The sequence below is a fragment of the Streptococcus mitis genome (assembly GCF_001579045.1).
Lineage (GTDB): Bacteria > Bacillota > Bacilli > Lactobacillales > Streptococcaceae > Streptococcus > Streptococcus mitis_D.
Genome location: NZ_KQ970263.1, coordinates 339,375 through 358,423 on the forward strand (window position 1 = coordinate 339,375; position 19,049 = coordinate 358,423).

At 42.5% G+C, this 19,049-nt stretch carries 24 protein-coding genes and 1 pseudogene; 4 read left to right on the top strand and 21 right to left on the bottom strand.

Annotated features, from left to right (window positions below; translation table 11 throughout):
* Window position 1: 1 nt before the first annotated feature.
* The 15 genes and pseudogenes from SMIDD28_RS07865 to tsaB form a co-directional block, all read right to left on the bottom strand.
* On the bottom strand, window positions 2–1,063 hold the full coding sequence (locus tag SMIDD28_RS07865; RefSeq protein WP_000085662.1) for a methionine ABC transporter ATP-binding protein: 1,062 nt from the start codon (window positions 1,061–1,063) through the stop codon (window positions 2–4).
* The gene (locus tag SMIDD28_RS07870) at window positions 1,056–2,429 is read right to left on the bottom strand and encodes a M20 family metallopeptidase (protein ID WP_061425505.1); all 1,374 of its coding nucleotides are present in this window, start codon (window positions 2,427–2,429) and stop codon (window positions 1,056–1,058) included. The genes SMIDD28_RS07865 and SMIDD28_RS07870 overlap by 8 nt, the downstream gene beginning before the upstream one ends.
* A 96-nt stretch (window positions 2,430–2,525) precedes the next feature.
* Window positions 2,526–3,380 carry a MetQ/NlpA family ABC transporter substrate-binding protein gene (locus SMIDD28_RS07875; RefSeq protein ID WP_061425506.1) on the bottom strand — a complete coding sequence of 285 codons (855 nt, stop codon included), beginning with the start codon at window positions 3,378–3,380 and terminating at the stop codon, window positions 2,526–2,528.
* Between the two features lie 153 nt (window positions 3,381–3,533).
* Window positions 3,534–4,364: an amino acid ABC transporter substrate-binding protein gene (locus SMIDD28_RS07880; RefSeq protein WP_061425507.1), complete on the bottom strand. Its 831-nt coding sequence runs from the start codon at window positions 4,362–4,364 to the stop codon at window positions 3,534–3,536.
* 102 nt (window positions 4,365–4,466) lie between these two features.
* Window positions 4,467–4,790, bottom strand: coding sequence for an AzlD domain-containing protein (locus SMIDD28_RS07885; RefSeq protein ID WP_049548103.1), 324 nt, complete (start codon window positions 4,788–4,790; stop codon window positions 4,467–4,469).
* Window positions 4,780–5,475 carry an AzlC family ABC transporter permease gene (locus tag SMIDD28_RS07890; RefSeq protein WP_061425592.1) on the bottom strand — a complete coding sequence of 232 codons (696 nt, stop codon included), beginning with the start codon at window positions 5,473–5,475 and terminating at the stop codon, window positions 4,780–4,782. Before SMIDD28_RS07890 ends, SMIDD28_RS07885 begins: the two co-directional genes overlap by 11 nt.
* A 160-nt stretch (window positions 5,476–5,635) precedes the next feature.
* Window positions 5,636–6,310, bottom strand: a complete 675-nt coding sequence (locus SMIDD28_RS07895) for a CPBP family intramembrane glutamic endopeptidase (RefSeq protein WP_061425508.1) — start codon at window positions 6,308–6,310, stop codon at window positions 5,636–5,638.
* A gap of 18 nt (window positions 6,311–6,328) precedes the next feature.
* Window positions 6,329–6,538 (bottom strand): hypothetical protein, encoded by a 210-nt coding sequence (locus SMIDD28_RS07900; RefSeq protein ID WP_061425509.1) that lies wholly within the window; start codon window positions 6,536–6,538, stop codon window positions 6,329–6,331.
* A gap of 93 nt (window positions 6,539–6,631) precedes the next feature.
* Window positions 6,632–6,766 (bottom strand): annotated as a pseudogene (locus SMIDD28_RS11275) (MutR family transcriptional regulator); the annotation flags it as partial.
* Window positions 6,767–6,839: 73 nt separating this feature from the next.
* On the bottom strand, window positions 6,840–7,508 hold the full coding sequence (locus SMIDD28_RS07910; protein ID WP_061425511.1) for a CPBP family intramembrane glutamic endopeptidase: 669 nt from the start codon (window positions 7,506–7,508) through the stop codon (window positions 6,840–6,842).
* Between the two features lie 66 nt (window positions 7,509–7,574).
* Entirely contained in the window at window positions 7,575–7,778 is a 204-nt protein-coding gene (locus SMIDD28_RS07915) for a peptide pheromone VP1 (RefSeq protein WP_061425512.1), read from the bottom strand.
* Between the two features lie 289 nt (window positions 7,779–8,067).
* Window positions 8,068–8,931: an XRE/MutR family transcriptional regulator gene (locus SMIDD28_RS07920; protein ID WP_061425513.1), complete on the bottom strand. Its 864-nt coding sequence runs from the start codon at window positions 8,929–8,931 to the stop codon at window positions 8,068–8,070.
* 103 nt (window positions 8,932–9,034) lie between these two features.
* Complete coding sequence (tsaD, locus tag SMIDD28_RS07925; RefSeq protein WP_061425514.1) at window positions 9,035–10,045, bottom strand: tRNA (adenosine(37)-N6)-threonylcarbamoyltransferase complex transferase subunit TsaD; 1,011 nt, start codon at window positions 10,043–10,045, stop codon at window positions 9,035–9,037.
* Window positions 10,035–10,472 (bottom strand): ribosomal protein S18-alanine N-acetyltransferase, encoded by a 438-nt coding sequence (gene rimI, locus SMIDD28_RS07930; protein ID WP_061425515.1) that lies wholly within the window; start codon window positions 10,470–10,472, stop codon window positions 10,035–10,037. Before rimI ends, tsaD begins: the two co-directional genes overlap by 11 nt.
* A complete protein-coding gene (gene tsaB, locus SMIDD28_RS07935) occupies window positions 10,469–11,152 on the bottom strand; it encodes a tRNA (adenosine(37)-N6)-threonylcarbamoyltransferase complex dimerization subunit type 1 TsaB (RefSeq protein WP_061425516.1) in 684 nt (227 codons plus the stop codon). The genes rimI and tsaB overlap by 4 nt, the downstream gene beginning before the upstream one ends.
* A 191-nt stretch (window positions 11,153–11,343) precedes the next feature.
* Between tsaB and cibA the strand changes: the two genes are divergently transcribed.
* Window positions 11,344–11,529 carry a fratricide two-peptide bacteriocin subunit CibA gene (gene cibA / locus SMIDD28_RS07940; protein WP_000180844.1) on the top strand — a complete coding sequence of 62 codons (186 nt, stop codon included), beginning with the start codon at window positions 11,344–11,346 and terminating at the stop codon, window positions 11,527–11,529.
* Between the two features lies 1 nt (window position 11,530).
* Window positions 11,531–11,674, top strand: a complete 144-nt coding sequence (cibB, locus tag SMIDD28_RS07945) for a fratricide two-peptide bacteriocin subunit CibB (protein WP_000974050.1) — start codon at window positions 11,531–11,533, stop codon at window positions 11,672–11,674.
* 332 nt (window positions 11,675–12,006) lie between these two features.
* Here the strand turns inward: cibB and SMIDD28_RS07950 are convergent, their stop codons facing one another.
* Window positions 12,007–12,222 carry a hypothetical protein gene (locus SMIDD28_RS07950; protein ID WP_000282478.1) on the bottom strand — a complete coding sequence of 72 codons (216 nt, stop codon included), beginning with the start codon at window positions 12,220–12,222 and terminating at the stop codon, window positions 12,007–12,009.
* A 279-nt stretch (window positions 12,223–12,501) separates the two neighbouring features.
* On the opposite strand from SMIDD28_RS07950, the gene SMIDD28_RS07955 reads away from it, so the two are divergent.
* Both SMIDD28_RS07955 and rnjA read left to right on the top strand, forming a co-directional pair.
* Window positions 12,502–12,735: a DNA-dependent RNA polymerase subunit epsilon gene (locus SMIDD28_RS07955; RefSeq protein ID WP_000639572.1), complete on the top strand. Its 234-nt coding sequence runs from the start codon at window positions 12,502–12,504 to the stop codon at window positions 12,733–12,735.
* Between the two features lies 1 nt (window position 12,736).
* A complete protein-coding gene (gene rnjA, locus SMIDD28_RS07960; protein ID WP_061425517.1) occupies window positions 12,737–14,416 on the top strand; it encodes a ribonuclease J1 in 1,680 nt (559 codons plus the stop codon).
* On the opposite strand, the gene SMIDD28_RS12260 is transcribed toward rnjA, so the two are convergent.
* The 5 genes from SMIDD28_RS12260 to mnmA form a co-directional block, all read right to left on the bottom strand.
* Window positions 14,353–14,604 carry a hypothetical protein gene (locus SMIDD28_RS12260; RefSeq protein WP_081103256.1) on the bottom strand — a complete coding sequence of 84 codons (252 nt, stop codon included), beginning with the start codon at window positions 14,602–14,604 and terminating at the stop codon, window positions 14,353–14,355. The two genes, rnjA and SMIDD28_RS12260, sit on opposite strands and share 64 nt — an antisense overlap.
* Window positions 14,605–14,813: 209 nt before the next feature.
* Window positions 14,814–16,727, bottom strand: a complete 1,914-nt coding sequence (mnmG, locus tag SMIDD28_RS07965) for a tRNA uridine-5-carboxymethylaminomethyl(34) synthesis enzyme MnmG (protein WP_061425518.1) — start codon at window positions 16,725–16,727, stop codon at window positions 14,814–14,816.
* Complete coding sequence (locus tag SMIDD28_RS07970) at window positions 16,717–17,148, bottom strand: NUDIX hydrolase (RefSeq protein WP_061425519.1); 432 nt, start codon at window positions 17,146–17,148, stop codon at window positions 16,717–16,719. Before SMIDD28_RS07970 ends, mnmG begins: the two co-directional genes overlap by 11 nt.
* 8 nt (window positions 17,149–17,156) lie before the next feature.
* Window positions 17,157–17,612, bottom strand: a complete 456-nt coding sequence (locus SMIDD28_RS07975) for an NUDIX hydrolase (protein ID WP_061425520.1) — start codon at window positions 17,610–17,612, stop codon at window positions 17,157–17,159.
* A gap of 140 nt (window positions 17,613–17,752) precedes the next feature.
* Complete coding sequence (gene mnmA / locus SMIDD28_RS07980; RefSeq protein ID WP_061425521.1) at window positions 17,753–18,874, bottom strand: tRNA 2-thiouridine(34) synthase MnmA; 1,122 nt, start codon at window positions 18,872–18,874, stop codon at window positions 17,753–17,755.
* Window positions 18,875–19,049: the final 175 nt, after the last annotated feature.

Below are 19,049 nucleotides of genomic sequence, written 5' to 3' on the forward strand. Positions count from 1 at the left end.
CTTACTGTCCTCCCTTCAATACTTTTAATTGTACGCCTGCTTGACGAATGGCTTCTTGGGCGCCTGCCAAAGCTGCTTTTTCACCTGACAAGACCACAACTAATTCTCCAACAGGAGTGCCATCAAGAATTTCGATATTTCCATAGAGGATATTAGCCGTCACTTGATAATGCTTGTACAATTCATTCAAAAGTGGCTCGTCTGTTGAAGCACCTGCATACTTGAGCTGCACCAAAATGCTGTTTTCAGACAAGTGTTCCACGATTTCTTGCTTCTCGATTTTGACCATAGCTTCGTCAATACCTGTGGCTGTTGAGATAAAGTCTTGAGTTAAAGGTTGTTTAGGGTCTGAGAAGATTTCAAGGACACTGCCCTCTTCAATCAAATGTCCATCCTGCATAACTGCCACACGGTTGGCAATATCTTTGACGATCTGCATTTCATGCGTAATTAAGACAACAGTTAAGCCTAATTTTTGGTTCAAATCTTGCAACAAGGCCAAAATCTGCTTGGTTGTCTTCGGATCAAGGGCAGAAGTTGACTCGTCTGAAATCAAGATTTTTGGATCATTGGCCAAGGCACGCGCAATGGCCACACGCTGTTTTTGCCCTCCAGATAGTTGTGAAGGGTAGTTTTCAGCACGATCTGCCAAGCCGACCAAGTCCAACAACTTAGCTACTTTAGCCTTCTTTTCTTCCTTGCTGAGTCCAGAATGTTTGAGGGCAAAAGCTACATTCTCCTCTGCTGTCTTTTGGCTCATCAGGTTAAAATGCTGGAAAATCATCCCGATATCTTGACGTTTACGACGCAACTGCTCTGCCGTCAAGGTCACCTTACCATCAAAAATCACATCGTCGTCAATGGTAATTTTCCCTGCAGATGGCTTTTGCAAGAGGTTAATCACCCGTACAAGGGTTGATTTCCCTGCTCCAGAATATCCAACGATTCCGTAGATATCCCCTTCTTGGATGTGAATGGTCACATCCTTGACCGCTGTGATGGTTCTCTTCTTCTGATGAAAAGTCACATCGATCTGATCTAACTTGATAATATCTCTACTCATAGCTTCTAATCAGCTCCTCTACTAATTCAATATGGGTGTAATAATCGGCGATTCGCACATTTTCATCTCCGCCGTGGTCTCGGCTATTGGCATTTCCTAGACCAAAGGCCACCATTGGAACCTCTAGGGCATCAAAGACCGTATGCATAGGCCCTGTCCCCGCTGTCGTCGGCAAGACTGAAACGCCCTGTGGATAGAATTTCTTGGCCAACTCGATCACATTGAGAATGGCTAGCGCGCTCATATCGCTGCGATAGCTCATCTCTCCCAAGGTATAGTATAATTCTACCCTATCAAAGCCATTTTTGTCTAGCTGTTTCCGAATTTTTTCCAGAACATCATGCGGTTCTAAGCCCGGAACCAGACGAACCTCTAGCTTGGCACTGGCTTCTGCTGGCAAAATCGTTTTAACTCCTTGTCCTTGATAACCTGACTGAATCCCTTCGATATTAAGGGCTGGCTCGAAAAAGAAACGTTTTAGAAAGGCTGCACGCTCCTCTTGTAAAAGAGGCAATTCCAAACCATAAATCTGGCTTATTTCCTCTGGATTTCGTTGGGCGTGAGTGTCCACCAAGGCCAATTCACGTTCATTTGGCTCTTGTACTTCTTCGTACAAGCCTTCAACCAAGATACGGCCATCTGCAGCGCGAAGAGACTGTAGGGCTTGAAGAAGATACCATGGAGCTGATTCTACAACCCCACCATAACTAGAGTGGATATCGACATCAGCGCTTTTCACCTTGGCATCAAAGGTCACAATCCCCTTATTTCCACCAGAAATTTCTAGCTGTTCCAAGGCATTTTTGGTTCCTTGTTCCCAGACCAACAAATCTGCCCCACGGAGTTTATCCGCATGTTTTTCCAGATACTTATCTAGGTCTGTCGAAGCCGATTCCTCCGCTCCCTCCATGATAAAACTGATATTGACAGGCAAATCATCATGGCGCTGCATATATTTTCTCAAAGCACTCAAACGAGCCGTGATATGACCCTTGTCGTCATCAACCCCACGCCCATACATGAAGCCATTGCGGACCGAAAGCGTAAAAGGATCCTCTGTCCAGACCTGATCCCCATCAGCTGGTACAGTGTCATAGTGGTTATAGAAAATCAAGGTCTTGGCATCTGGACGCGAACTCTTGAAATGTGCCATAACAAAAGGCGCTGTATAAGTCTCATCAATCTCCACTTCAGCCCCCACACGCTTGAAAATCTCACCCAGATAGTTGGCGACTTCCTTAAGTCCAATCTGTTGGGCAAAGACCGACTTCTTAGAAATCAAGGTACGCAAAACCTCAAAATAATGCTGGGCTACATGATCCTTTTCAAATTTTTCAATCTGTTCTTGTTCGCTAGGAAAAACCATATTCTCTCTACCTTTCTATGAACTACTCTTCCTGACAATCCATGCTCTATACAAAAGCAAGAGGTGGAATTTTCTCTCCCACCTCCCTGTTTCTTATTACCAAACTGGTTGATCCAAACCGTCTGATGTTTCTTCGATAACTTTTTTCACTTCATCTGTATGGTAAGCTGCAACAACTTTCTTGATAGCATCAGCCTTAGGTGATGATTCCCAATCTTTTTTCGCAACAATGATGTTGTACCATTGTTTTGAGTTTTCATCAGCTTGTTCTTTGAAGAGTGCTTTCTTGTAGTCCAATTTTGCTTCTGTAACGAAGGTATTGTTTACAACGGCAGCGTCAACTGATGACAATGAACGAGCTGTTTGGCTAGCATCCAATTCAGTGATTTTCAAGTTCTTTGGATTTTCTTTGATGTTAGCAACTGTTGCAAGAGCAGTTCCTGAAACGTCCAATTTAATCAAGCCAGCTGATTGAAGCAAGTAAAGCGCACGGCTTTCGTTTGTAGCATCGTTTGGCACAGCGATTTCTCCGTTTGCTGGGATATCTTCTACTTTAGTGTACTTGTTTTCACTTCCATTCAAACCTGAGTAAAGGCGGATTGGAGAGATGTAAGTATCAGCAATCGCTACAAGGTCTTTCCCGTTTTCTTTGTTCCAGTTGTTCAAGAAGTTATAGTGTTGGAAAGCGTTCAAGTCTACTTCGCCGTCAGCAGTTGCCTTGTTTGGTTGTGAGTAGTCTGTGAACTCTGTAAATTCCAAGGTAATTCCGTCTTTTTTAACCAATTCTTGAACTTTATCCCAACGAGCTTCTTCAGACCCGCTACGGTTGACAGTTGCGATTTTAATAGTTGTTGCATTGTCTGCTTTCTTTTCTGAGTTGCCGCAAGCTGCAAGAGCCAAACCTGCGACTGTAGCAAGGGCTGCTAGGCCTAGCCATTTTTTAATTTTCATGATTCTTTCTCCTTAAAAATAATACCGTACTAGTATCTCATACTTTCTTCAATTGCACAAATTGTTATTAGATAGCCAGATATATAGTTTAAAACTATATCCCTAAAAATTGAGAAATCACCCATCTTACTCAGAATGGATGATTTCAAGAAATTATTTAATATCAGCTTCTGCTGGTAGATAAGTGTCTCCGAAGAATTGTTTAGACAATTTTTCAAGGGTTCCGTCTTTGTAGAGTTCTTGGATGCGTTTGTCTACAAATGTTTTCAACTCATCTTGACCTTTAGCAAGAAGTGGGTAAACGTAAGGTTGTTGGTCGCTTGGAAGTTCAATGACTTTCAAGTTGTCCAAGCCTTGGTTCTTGATGACTGTTTCAACACCGATTTTATCAAAAATCTTGTAGTCAAACTGACCATCGCTCAAGCGTCCCATGATTTGTTGGAAGTCTGCTCTAGTGTAGTTAAGGACAGTTGGATTATCTGAGTGTTGTTTGTTGTAGTCTTCCAACTGTTTAGCTGATGTTGTCCCTTGAACAACTTCTGTTGATTTTCCACCGATATCATCAAGCGATTTGATGCTAGAATCGTCCTTCTTCACTACAAGAACGTTAGGGTTTTTAGCAGTTGGGGCTGCATAAAGGTATTTTTCAGCACGTTCTTTAGTGTAGCTGATGTTGTTAACGGCCATTTGGTAACGGTCAGCATCAAGTCCTGCAAAGACACCTGACCACTCTGTCTTCTCAAACTTGACATCATACTTGTCAGAGTCTTTAAAGATAGCGCGAACCACTTCAATTTCATAACCAGTCAATTCACCATTTTCTTCATAGTTAAATGGTTTTGGTGAAGCATTGGTTGCAACGATAATTTCTTTCTTGCCAGCTGCTTCTCCTTCTTTCTTAGCACCACCTGAGCAAGCTGCTAGCACACCTGCAGCAACAAGCCCTAAGGCAGCAAGAGATGAGTATTTAACGATTTTTTTCATGTCATTTCCTCCAAAATAGAATACCTTATAATCTTAACAGAAAAAGAGCATTTACGCCATTATATGATATCTATCTCTGTGATAGGTTTTCTTTATGGCTGATTAAAAGACCAAACGTAGAACTGCTATCAAGACCACCCCAAAGAGAACAGTCCCTACCAGATTGCGATAGCGAAAGGCTACAAAAGCCGTTGGAAAGACTGCTAAAAAGTCTAACCACTTTATCTGCGGAAGGCTTCCAACTTTTCCTGTCACAACACTTGAAAGAATCAAGGCAAAGATAATAGAGACTGGTAGAAATTTCAAAAAGCGCTCGACAATAGGTGGCAAACCCTTATACTTGGCTAGGATGAAAGGAATCATTCTTGGAATCCAAGTCACCAAACCAGAAAAGACGATTGCCATTAAAATATACTTACTGACCATCCAAGACCACCCCCATGGTACAACCTAGCAAGGTCGCAAACAAGACAGCTAACGACTGAGACACCATCGTCAAGAGCAAAAAGAAAGATACAGCTACAACTGCTAAAATGATGAAGAGATTGCGCAAAGGAATCCGTTTTTGCATAATCTGAAACTGGGAAGTAAAAATCCCGATAAACATCCCCACTAGGGCAAAATCTAAGCCAAAAATTTCTGGATTTGGTAGAAGTCCACCTAGAGCAGTTCCGACAACAGTTCCGACAAACCAAGCTAGATAGCTGTTAAGGTTGTTCCCGTGCATCCACATGGGGTTAATCTTATCCGTATGCACCAACTCGCCCATCAAAACGCCATAGGTCTCATCAGTCAAGAGGCTAGACATACCGATGTTTTGCCAAAGACTGGTATGACGAAAATAAGTCGACGCATGCAAACTTAGCAAAAAGAGACGCAGATTAATCAAAAAGACCGTCATGGCAATAGCAGCTACTGGAGCTTGAACTGCAATCAAGGCTATCATGGCAAACTGGGCACTCCCGGCATAAACAAAGAGACTCATCAAACCCATTTCTACTGGTGTCACATAGGGAGAACCGATAATTCCACAGGCAAGGCCAATACTGACATATCCCAGAGCCGTCGGTACCGCAGCTTGCACACCCTCCCAAAATCCTTTTTCTTTCATAAATTCCTCACTAATCATTCCTTCAGCAACTGCTTTCCAAACAGTCACAACAAAAATTATTATAACATATTCGTAAAATAGAAAAAAGTCTGCTGACTGACAAGAACAGAAAAAGACTGGCAATCCAGTCTTACGATGCAACTTATAAACTATTTTAGATTTAGTACCCAAATACCAATAAACTAACAACGATTAAAAATGTATTCCACAAGATATGAAGGGCTATTGACCAACACACTGAACGAGTATAACGAAATAGCATACAGAACAAGAAGCCTGCTCCTGCATAAACGATGAAGTCTGTTAACACCCAGCCATACTGTAAAACATGGATGAGACTAAAGAGTGTGGAAGAAATGATGACGTCAATATAGTATTTTTTAAATTTAGATAGGGCTGTCATCAGAAGTCCACGGAAAACTAACTCCTCAACTATCGGAGCAATAAGACTGCCGTAGAGAATACGTGTCACAAAATAACTAATTCCCGTCAAATTGGCTACGGTTTCTTTTATAGCACTCCCATTTTGCGTGCTGGGAAAGATCCGAGTCGTTATATTTACCCACAAAAACATCAATATAAAGGAAAGAAAGAAGATACCCAGATAGGACCAACGAAACTGGAAGCGACCGTACTCTTTCCAACGTTGACTCTTAACAAGAATGACAGTAGCAACAATTCCCTCAATTACTATCAATAAAATTTGCATCCCATAAAATCCCAAATCAGATAACTGGCTCACTGAGTCTAATTTTGCTACAAGATTAAAAATCAAGTAATAGGACACAAGCACCAAAATGGTCCCTAGATAAAATTTCGTTTCTTTCCCTTTCATAGTTGATCCTTTTAAGTTTTATTTACGTCGTCTTTCAGCCAAACCTTCCCAGAGTCCTTTCATCCAATCAAAAGCTCCGTAAGGGCTTGGTCCAATACCTCCGCCTCCCCAAATCGGTAAAGCAATTCCACCACCATTGCCTGGGTTAACCACAGTGTTTCCTCCGCTAACCTCTTGCAATTCAGCCTCTGTCAATTCCATTGTTTCTGCAAATTGTAAATTTAACATCTTTTACACTCCTTCAATTATCTTCATTTGTAAACCACTTCTGCGACCTAGGATTTGCTTCAAGTGCTTTACAAGGACAGTATAGCACGGATATTGGAGATAGCTTTCAATATCTTTTTGATTATTTCCTTTGGTTTGAAGGAAAATACTCATTTTCTTTAAAAATTGCCACAATACTTTTTCAAAAACATCGTATGGACGAAGCATACTTTCCAGCTCAGCTTCAAATGAAAGTTTCCTCATAGTAATTCAAAACTTTTTACCAAAATCAAATACTCTGAAATTTTCATCTTTTTAAATCCTAGTGCAATAACATCAAAATCTGACCAATACCATTGTAGACTATATGCAGTCCAATAGGCCAATAAATGGACTTTGTTACTCTAAACAAGACTGCAAATATGAGACCGCCACCCATATATACGAAAAAGTCTGTCAAGACCCAACCATGACTACTAATGTGCAAAATTCCAAATAATATAGCTGATCCGAGTACATCCAATCCCCATTTCTTCCCTTTTTCCAGAGCAGTCATCACTAATCCACGATAAATCATGTCTTCGAAAATGGGACCTGCAATCACAGGATAAAAAAAATACATCAAAAATGCCGTAGCTCCTGTAAAAGTAGGAGCAGCATGTTGATAAGAAATTTCATTTCGAGTAGGTGGGAAAAGAAAAAAGGTAACGAAATTCCAAACAACAAAAGCAAGCAGAGCTAAAAATGAATAGACAAGATAGGATCCTTTAAACTTTCTACTGTTGATTTGTTGCCATTTTCCCGACCAAATCATAGCAATAAGAGCAAATAAAACCACAAGAAAATTCAACATCATATCCGACAGATAATAGGTAAAGTCAGATAGACCAGTAACAAGGTTGCTGCGTAAAACTAGACCACTGAACTTCTGGTCAGCAATAACTAGTAGAAAAGCCATAATAAAGTAGTGACGTGAGATTATCTTTTTCATTCTATTTTCTCCTATACTATGAAATAAAGACAGCCCCTACCCAAGAAAAGGCAAGGGCTTTGGATATTAATAACGTCGGCGGTCATAATCAGAGTCAGGTTTATCGTTAAAATATTTCTGCCAGAAATTAGTGATCGACCAAGGGGTCCCGAACCCTCCTCCATAATCTCCTCCAATATGGATCAATGGAGGATATGCCCTTCCTCCGTAGACTGTCTCCAACTCAGCTTCTGTCAATTCCATTGTTTCTGCAAATTGTAAATTTAACATCTTTTATACTACTCCAATTATTTTTACTTATAAACCACTTCTGCGACCTAGGATTTGCTTCAAGTGCTTTATAAGCGCAGTATAACACGAAAATTGACTTATTTTAGAAAATCGCATATTTGATATTTTTTCTTATAGAAATTTCAGATTTGCGATTTTGGTAGATTTGATTATTTCCCTGGTATAATAAAGTTATTACTAACAAGGAGGGATATAATGATGAAAAAAAGAAAAATCCAACTGATACTCCTGCTTATTTCGGAGTGGGTTATCGTCTTCCCGTTTCTAATTAATCGATAAGTTCTTTGTATTGCTGAAAACGCAATTCGAAGAGGGCTAGTAATTGTGGATTTTCTAATACTTGCAGAGATTGGATAAAGTGTTCAATCTCTTTTTGATTGCTTCCTTTGGTTTGAAGAAAGACACTCATTTTCTTTAAAAATTGCCACGATACTTTCTCAAAAACATCGTACGGACGCAACATGCTCTCCAACTCGGCTTCGAAGATTGGGATGTATGAGAAAAGTTTTCGCTCCATGAGCTCTGATATAATATTCAGAAAGCCACTTTTCATATACAGTCTATTATGTACCAACTCTTTAAATTCCTTGGATTTTTCAAGTAACGAGGTTGATAAAAATATCAAATCTTGATTACTCAAGAAATGCATGGTATTGCAAAAGAGATAGAGTTCAAACCAGGTCCAAGACTCAATAGCGTAGAGGTAGGTAGTCAAAAACTCGCTATCCTCCTCTGCTAGCGGATAGTTTTTATCTAAGGAATGGAGTGCGTTTTTAATTACAATAGCATTCAAGCAACGATAGGTCTCTGCCATCTGTTCTTGCTCGACTTCCTCCAACAGTTGCTCTAAGCCAGCTATATCTTGGTGGGCAAAGCGATCCACAACCCTCCTACCAATCTGCATATGTGGAGATTCTTGATAGTTGTTGAGCTTGTGCCCAAACTCATCAAAATTCATATTGATTCCTTGAATAGCTAGGATTAGCTTGTCCGCAGATAGCATAGACTGCCCTAGTTCAAACTTGGACAGCTGGGAAGCTGTTAGTCCAGCACAAGCCACATCTGACTGCTTGAGCTTTCTAGCCAAGCGCAACTCCTTGTAAAATTCTCCCAATTCCATTCTCTCGATCATCTTACCACCTCCTAACTTTTGCATATTATATCATTATTTTTATAGTTTTGTCAAAATATTCTGACATTTAAGAGAGCAAAAAAGCCAGCCTTAAGCTGACTCCTTATTCCATGGTATCAAAAGCGAGACTTGGCTTGGCATTGAGGTCCAAGTTTGCAAAGTTTTCTTTGTTCCACTCGCTGACGCTGGCATAGGCAATCATACCTGCATTGTCTCCGCAAAGACGCAGAGGTGGGATGATGACCTTGACATCTGTGATTTCAGTTGCTAGGCGTTCTCTGAGGCCTTTATTGGCTGCCACGCCACCTGCCACGACAAGGGTTTTAACAGGATATTTCTCCAAAGCCTTCTTGGTTTTTGCCATGAGAATATCCAAGACAGCTGCTTGGAAGGACGCACACAAATCCTCTGTTGACAGACTTTCTCCCTTTTGTTCGGCATTGTGGTGAAGATTGATAAAGGCAGATTTCAAACCTGAGAATGAAAACTCCAGATTATCTTCCTTAATCATGGCTCGAGGAAAATCATAAATATCCTGTCCCTGATGAGCTAGCTCATCAATCTCACGACCTGCAGGATAGGTTAAGCCCATGACACGGCCGACCTTATCATAAGCCTCACCAACCGCGTCATCTCGCGTTCCCCCAACAATCTTGTAATCTCCAGCCTCCGAAACATAAACCAACTCTGTGTGCCCACCGCTAACCAAGAGGGCTAGCAAGGGAAACCCCAAAGGCTCTACACTTTGAGCGGCCATGAGGTGACCTGCCATGTGGTTAACAGGGATAAGTGGAAGTCCATGTGCCCAAGCAAAGGCCTTAGCAGCTGACAAGCCAACGAGTAAGGCTCCGACCAAGCCTGGTCCATAGGTAACCGCCACAGCTGTCACGTCCTCTTCTGTAATCTCTGCTTCTGCCAGAGCCTCCTCGATACAGGCTGTAATGACCTCGACATGGTGACGACTGGCTACTTCAGGCACTACTCCCCCAAAACGTTTGTGACTCTCAATTTGACTAGCAATGACATTGGACAAGAGTTCATCGTCGTTTTTCAAGACGGCAACACTAGTCTCATCACAAGATGTCTCAAATGCTAAAATATATCTATCCTTCATCTATTTCTCTCTTCATGATGATGGCGTCCTCGACTGGGTCATGGTAGTAGGCCTTTCGCTCAGCGATGACTGCCATCTTTTCTTTCTTGTAAAATGCTTGCGCTCGTTGATTTGACTTTCTGACTTCGAGGAAAATCTCCTTGTCTGTCGGCAATTGAGCAAACAAGGCAGAGGCTAGCCCCTGACCTTGATAGGCTTTTTTGACAGCGATTTGTAGGACTTCTGCCTCAAAGAGATTCTCCTGCACAGCTAGAAAGCCAATCACTTCTGCCCCATCATAAGCCAGAGCATACCAAGTCTGATCTTGGGAAAGGTCTGCTTGGATTTGTTCCAGCGTCCAAGGACTGACTGGGTAAACAGCTACCATGACAGCGTAGATGGCTTGAGCCAAGTCAGGCTGTTGTTGGATTCGTTTGATTTCTATCATAGGCGTTTAATGTAAGACTCGCCAGACTCGGTGTGATTCTTGAGCCAGTTTTCCTCAGCCTCAACACGTTTGAGATAATTCGGCACAAAGTCGTGCAAGGAGTCTGCTTCCTTGTCCCAAGCCAAAAGAGCAAGATTGGCTGCATTTGGCAAGGTTTCTTTGAAATTAGTCCTTGGCAAGTGTTCTTGAATCTGCTCAACAAAGGGGCCAACTTCTCCGACAAAGGTTACCTGACTAGCCCCCTTGATTAGCTCAATGACTCGCTCAAAAGGCAGATGGGCTTCTGGCATGACAGGTTTGGCATTTTCATAAAATCCTGCGTAAACATTGTTGCGACGCGCATCCATCAAAGGAACGAACAGACCTTCTTGTTGGTAGGGCACCAGAGCCAAGAGGCTCGACATACCAACTAAGTCAATGTTCAGGGTATGAGCCAAAGTCTTGGCAGTTGCTACCGCAATTCGCAAGCCTGTGTAGCTACCTGGTCCTTCAGCCACCACGATTCGGTCCAAGTCCTTGGGTGTCCAATCCAAACTGGCCATCAAAAAATCGATGGCAGGCATGAGGGTAATACTGTGATTTTTCTTAATATTAATCGTCGTCTCGGCAAGAACCTGCTTGTCCTCTAAAATAGCGAGAGAAAGAGCCTTGCTGGACGTATCAAAAGCTAATACTTTCATAACATATTCCTATCTTTTTGTCTGCTTACTATTATACTACAAAAGATGGCGCATGGGAATTTTCTTTATCCCTAAACAAAAATGCCTATACTTAGCTAAAAAATAATTCGCAAATAAAATTCAAAAAAATGCTCACTTTTTCTTTTACTTTACGAATATAAAAGTGAACAAGAAAAAAGGAGGAAAGTTCAATGACAAATTTTGACGTTCTTGACAATCAATTTTTATCCTTATCTGAAAATGAATTATCAGATATTGATGGCGGTCTCGCTCCCTTGGTTATCCTTGGAGTAGCAGTATCTTGGAAAGCTATTGCAGCTGGAGCAGCACTTGTAGGTTCTGGTTTGGCAGCTGGTTATTTTTTAGGAGGAGATTAATATGATGAAAGATTTGAACAACTATCGTGAAATTTCTAATAAGGAATTGCAAGAAATCAATGGCGGTTTTGGGATAGGTGTTGGTATCGCTTTATTTATGGCAGCCTACACCATTGGAAAAGATCTTCGTAAAAAGTTTGGATAAGTTATGATAGATAGACAACACATGTTTAGAAGGATGAATTTTATTTTTTTCATCTCTTACAGTTTGCTCAGCATTCTCAATGATTTAAACATTACTACTATCCCTTTACCAATTGGTTTATCTGTTTGTATTGTTTTATTTTTATGCTTCAACTCTATTTTTGAGCAGAACAATGATTACCATAAAAATAATAAGCTCTGAAAATTCCATTGTCATGTCATTTTTAAAAAATACAAAAACCGCCTCATCTTGATAGATGGGGTGAAATTTTCGTGTCATGAATTTACTATCTTTTGCCCCAAAACAAAAATGCCCCAGCATAAGCAGGGCATCTAGGCATTTAATCCAAAGTAAAACACAAACCAAACGACATAGGTTACGAGGAGGAGAAAAAGCGAGTAGAGAGTCACAAAGGTAATTTTCCACAAGAACTTGGTTTGTCGTCGTTCCAGTTTTGCAAATAGAAGATTCCCCGCATAAACGCAAGCAACAAAAACAATAAAAGCTACCAAACGAGCTCCGATAGCAAAAGCAAATAAGTTATACATAGGGCAACCTCCTTGACTTAAAATCTATATGAAATTATGACAAGCAATAAATTTTACTTCCGTTGTCAATATAACACATTTTCTTTGTTTTTGCAAGCGCTTACCAAAGAAATCGTCCCCTGACTTTCTCGTTTCCGTCTTTTACTAATTTTTCATTTTGTGGTATAATTGAAATAATTGTAACGAATCAAGGTCAATCTAGACACAAAATGGAATGAAATCAAGCAAATATCTGCTAAAAGTTTGGAATAAGCTGACCTGTAAATAGAAAGGAACTATATGATTTACAAAGTTTTTTACCAAGAAACAAAAGAACGTAGCCCACGTCGTGAAACAACACGCGCACTTTACCTAGACATCGATGCCAGCTCAGAACTTGAGGGCCGCATCGCTGCTCGCCAACTTGTCGAAGAAAATCGCCCAGAGTACAATATCGAATATATCGAACTCTTGTCTGACAAATTGCTAGATTACGAAAAAGAAACTGGCGCCTTCGAAATTACGGAGTTCTAATATGGCCTATACTCTTAAACCTGAAGAAGTCGGCGTTTTTGCCATCGGTGGTCTGGGAGAAATCGGGAAAAACACATACGGGATTGAATACCAAGATGAGATTATCATCGTCGATGCTGGGATTAAATTCCCAGAAGATGACTTGCTTGGTATCGACTATGTCATTCCTGACTACTCTTACATCGTAGACAATATCGACCGCGTCAAGGCTGTTTTGATTACACACGGACACGAGGACCACATCGGTGGGATTCCATTCCTTCTCAAGCAAGCAAATGTCCCTATCTATGCTGGACCACTTGCCTTGGCTTTGATCCGTGGGAAACTCGAAGAACACGGCCTCTTGCGCAACGCCAAACTTTACGAAATCAACTACAACACTGAGTTGACCTTTAAAAATCTCAAGGCAACTTTCTTTAGAACGACTCACTCCATTCCAGAGCCTTTGGGGATTGTCATTCATACTCCTCAAGGGAAAATTGTCTGTACGGGTGACTTCAAGTTTGACTTAACACCAGTTGGTGAACCAGCAGATTTGCACCGTATGGCAGCTCTTGGTGAAGACGGTGTACTCTGTCTTCTGTCTGACTCAACAAATGCGGAAGTGCCAACCTTTACCAACTCTGAAAAAGTCGTTGGCCAGTCCATCATGAAGATTATCCAAGGTATTGAAGGACGTATCATCTTTGCATCCTTTGCCTCAAATATCTTCCGTCTCCAGCAAGCCACAGAAGCCGCTGTTAAGACTGGACGTAAGATTGCGGTCTTTGGTCGTTCTATGGAAAAGGCCATTGTCAACGGGATAGACCTTGGCTACATCAAAGCTCCTAAGGGAACCTTTATCGAGCCAAATGAAATCAAAGACTATCCTGCAGGAGAAGTTCTCATCCTCTGTACAGGTAGTCAAGGCGAGCCTATGGCAGCCCTCTCCCGTATCGCCAACGGAACCCACCGTCAGGTGCAACTCCAACCAGGTGATACCGTTATCTTCTCTTCAAGTCCAATCCCTGGAAACACTACTAGCGTCAACAAGCTGATTAACATCATTTCTGAAGCTGGTGTCGAAGTTATCCACGGTAAGGTTAACAATATCCATACATCTGGACACGGTGGTCAGCAAGAGCAAAAACTTATGCTCCGCTTGATTAAGCCAAAATACTTCATGCCTGTCCACGGTGAATACCGCATGCAAAAAGTCCATGCTGGACTAGCAGTGGATACTGGTGTTGAGAAGGACAATATCTTTATCATGAGCAATGGTGATGTGCTTGCCCTTACTGCAGATTCTGCTCGTATCGCAGGTCATTTCAACGCTCAAGATATCTATGTCGATGGAAATCGTATCGGTGAAATCGGTGCCGCTGTCCTCAAAGACCGTCGTGATCTATCTGAAGACGGTGTCGTTCTTGCAGTCGCAACTGTTGACTTCAAGTCGCAGATGATTCTGTCTGGCCCAGATATCCTCAGCCGAGGCTTTGTCTACATGAGAGAGTCTGGTGACTTGATCCGTCAAAGCCAGCGCATCCTCTTCAATGCCATTCGTATCGCTCTGAAAAATAAGGATGCTAGCGTTCAATCAGTCAATGGTGCCATTGTCAACGCTATTCGCCCCTTCCTCTATGAAAATACAGAACGTGAACCAATCATTATCCCTATGATCCTCACACCAGATGAAGAATAATACTCTTCGAAAATCTCTTTAAACCACGTCAGCTTCGCCTTGCCGTAGGTATGGTTACTGACTTCGTCAGTTCTATCCACAACCTCAAAACTGTATTTTGAGCTGACTTCGTCAGTTCTATCTACAACCTCAAAGCAGTACTTTGAGCAACCTACGGCTAGCTTCCTAGTTTGCTCTTTGATTTTCATTGAGTACAAGTCAACAAAACAGCCCCGTTTTCGGAGCTGTTTTTCTCTATGCTTTCTTTTGAGATTGAAACTCAATAAAAATCGAAATCAGACTAGAAGGCTAGGCGAAAGCATAACTTGAGTTAGCTCCCATAGTTCGGGGAACTATGGGAGGCTGTAGATGAATCAAAGCCAAGCTTTGAACTCATTCGTAAGAAGCCGACGACGTATCATTTTGATTTTTGAAGAGTTTTAGAAATACTACGATTTTTACCTTCCAGATACACCATCAAAATAGAAATGTCTGCTGGATTTACTCCCGAAATACGGCTGGCTTGGCCGATGGTTTCTGGATTGATGAGTTTGAACTTCTGACGGGCTTCCGTCGCAATAGAATCAATATCATCCCAATCAATATTGGCTGGAATGCGTTTTTCTTCCATTCGTTTCATCTTGGCAACCTGGTCCATGGCTTTGGAAATATAGCCTTCGTACTTGATTTCTGTTTCAATCAATTCGATAATTTTGTCATCCAAGTTCTCTGCAGCTGGTCCGATGAAAGCCACCACATCTTGGTAAGAAACTTCTGGACGGCGAAGGAATTCCTTGGCTGTCACTGCATCTGTCAACGGCTTGAAGCCCATCTCCTCAACCTTGGCATTGGTTTCCTTGACTGGCTTGAGTTTGATGCTGTCTAGGCGCTTCATCTCATTTTCAAATTGATTTTTCTTGATTTCAAAACGAGCCCAGCGTTCATCATCCACAAGGCCAATCTCGCGTCCCATCTCAGTCAAACGCATATCGGCATTATCATGACGTAGAATGAGGCGGTATTCAGCACGACTGGTCAAGAGACGGTAAGGTTCAATGGTTCCCTTGGTCACCAAGTCATCAATCATAACCCCAATATAACCGTCACTACGCTTCAAAATCAACTCAGGCTTGCCTTGGATTTTCAGAGCCGCATTGATACCAGCGATAATCCCTTGGCCAGCAGCTTCTTCGTAACCTGACGTTCCATTTGTCTGACCAGCAGTGAAGAGTCCTGAGATTTTCTTGGTTTCCAAAGTCGCACGCAACTGGTGAGGCAAGACCATGTCGTACTCAATTGCATAACCAGTTCGCATCATCTCAGCATTTTCCAAACCTTTGATGGAATGAACCAGCTCACGCTGGACGTCCTCAGGCAAACTGGTTGAAAGTCCTTGGACATAAACTTCCTCTGTATTGCGCCCTTCTGGCTCAAGGAAGAGTTGGTGGCGTTCCTTGTCCGCAAAGCGCACAATCTTGTCCTCAATTGACGGACAGTAACGAGGCCCAACTCCCTTGACTACACCTGTGAACATAGGCGCACGGTGGAGGTTGTTTTGGATAATCTCATGACTGGTACCGTTGGTGTAGGTCAACCAACATGGCACTTGGTCCTTGATATAGTCCTCATCACGCGAAGTGTATGAGAAGTGATTTGGCGCTTCGTCCCCTGGCTGAATCTCTGTCACATCATAGTTGATAGAGGAAGCTTTGACACGTGGAGGGGTTCCCGTCTTGAAACGACCGATTTCGAGGCCCAATTCCTTGAGATTATCAGCAAGGTTAATAGAAGCTAGGCTGTGGTTAGGACCTGATGAATACTTGAGGTCTCCGATAATGATTTCCCCACGGAGAGCAGTCCCTGTAGTCACGATAACAGCCTTGGCAGCATACTCTTGATGGGTCGCTGTACGAACACCGACAACCTTGCCATCTTCCACCAAAATCTCATCAATCATGGTTTGACGAAGGGTCAAATTTTCTTGATTTTCAACTGTCTTGCGCATCTCCTTAGAGTAAAGCTCCTTGTCAGCCTGTGCACGAAGGGCACGAACGGCAGGCCCCTTCCCTGTATTGAGCATCTTCATCTGGATGTAAGTCTTGTCAATGGTCTTGGCCATCTCGCCACCGAGGGCATCGACTTCACGCACGACAATCCCTTTGGCAGAACCACCGATAGAGGGATTACAAGGCATGAAAGCCAGCATTTCAATGTTGATAGTCGCAAGCAAAACCTTACAACCCATACGGCTAGCAGCCAAGGAAGCCTCAACCCCAGCGTGTCCCGCACCGATTACAATAATATCGTATTCTTCAGTAAAATTATATGTCATTTCTTAACCTTTCAAAAATTTCTCGCAAATAAGGAACTAACTTCTCCTCCTCTAGAGCTTGAGCCATAGTAACCCATTTAAAGTGCGTATGCTCTTCAGGATCTAATCTGATAATTGGCTTCTCCCCAACCCACTCTGCTTTATAAACTAAGCGAGTAAAGACAGTATCCTTAGAGGTATCCAGTTGACTATCTTCGTGAAGAATCTTGAGCGAACTGCTGTCTAGCCTAATTCCCGCTTCTTCAATGCATTCTCTAAGAGCACCATCTCGCGGAAGTTCACCCTTTTCAACCCCACCACCAGGAATATCCCAGTAAGTTGGATAAACGTTGGGTTCTCCTCTTTTAATTTCCGAACGCTGAATGAGCAAATAATCACCACCACTATGAACAAGTACATGGGCAATAAGCTTAACCATCATTTTCTCTCCTATTCCTCAAGATGAATGTGTCTTAGTTGGCCATCCCAAGTTGGTAGGGCTGTTTTCAAAAAGGCTGGAACTAGCTGGATATTCTGGAGCTGATCCAAGTCAATCCATTCACAGGGCTGCCTTTTCTCATCTTCCTGCATGGTCAATGGGGCGTCCTCAAGTAAGTCCACCAAATAATGAAACTCAATGTTGTGATAGGAAACACCGTCCTGTTCAAAACGATTTTCAACCACGAAAGCTAGCTGCCCAGCTTGAGCTCGGACACCTAATTCTTCCCTCACTTCACGGACTACCGCGTCTGCCGTGCTTTCATTGACTTGAATCGCACCGCCAATAGTATAATACTTGCCCTTATCTTTTGTGACTAGGAGCTTGCGGTTTTGAAGAATCAAGGCTGTCGCCCGAACGCCAAAAATCGTATTTCCCACTTTTGTCCGAAAGTCTTGTTGAGTCATTTTTGTCCTTTCCCCTAAACGACACAAAAACAGTCAAAACTCCAAAGAAGTGCAGGACAAAAAAGCCTGCAACATCCATGAGCTTTGACCATCATTTCTATTGCTTTTATTATTGTAGCAAATTGAGAAAATTTGTCAATCTAAATGTACTGACAAACTTGTCCATCGCGGTAAGCATTGTCAATCAAACCACCACCTAGACACTCTTCGCCATCGTAAAAGACAACTGCCTGTCCTGGGGTGATGGCGCGTTGTGGTTCCGCAAAGATGACCTCTGCCTTGTCTCCTTTGACATGTACTGTCACCTTAGAATCAGGCTGACGGTAGCGGAATTTAGCCGTACATTCTAGCGTAAACTCCTCTGGCATCTCACGAGTAAAGTGAACTTGACTAGCCTCTAGGCTGGTTGACATGAGCGAATCATGGTAGAAACCTTGGCCGACATAGAGAATATTCTTGCTTAGGTCTTTTCCGACAACGAACCAAGGGGCATTGTCACCACCGTGTTGCCCACCGATACCGAGACCTCCACGCTGACCGATTGTATAATACATCAGTCCTGCATGCTCGCCCATATCGCGACCATCTACAGTCATCATGCGACCAGGCTGAGCTGGCAGATAGTTGCTGAGAAAGTTTTTAAAATTCTTTTCTCCGATAAAACAAATCCCTGTCGAATCTTTCTTCTTAGCAGTCGCAAGTCCTGCTTTTTCTGCTATTTTTCGAACTTCAGGCTTTTCCAAATGTCCTAGTGGGAACATGGTTTTTTGAAGTTGTTCTTGCGAAAGTTGGCTGAGGAAATAGGTTTGGTCCTTGCCATTGTCCACGCCACGAAGCATGTGAACAATGCCATCCTCATCACGCGCCACTCGGGCATAGTGCCCAGTCGCTACATAGTCTGCCCCCAAGGTCATGGCATAGTCCAAAAAAGCCTTAAACTTGATTTCCTTGTTGCACATGACATCTGGATTTGGTGTGCGTCCTGCACGGTATTCCGCTAGGAAATACTCAAAAACGCGGTCCCAGTACTCTTTTTCAAAATTGACAGAGTAGTAAGGAATGCCAATCTGGTCTGCCACCACAGCCACATCCTTGTAATCTTCGGTCGCTGTACAGACGCCGTTTTCATCTGTGTCATCCCAGTTCTTCATGAAGATACCAATCACATCGTAGCCCTGCTCCTTGAGAAGAAGAGCCGTCACCGACGAATCAACACCACCACTCATCCCCACGACAACACGTGTTTTAGAGTTATCACTCATGGTAAGTCTCCCATCTATTCGTTTATTCACGATTGAAGGTCGTGTGTGCTTAACGATTGAAGGTCGCTTGAGCAGTATTCATTATAACATGCTTGGTTGGAGAAGACAAGAAAGAGGCTGTCAATCGACCAACCTCTTATTCTGAGGCAACTTCTCAAAGTAACTTCCACTTACC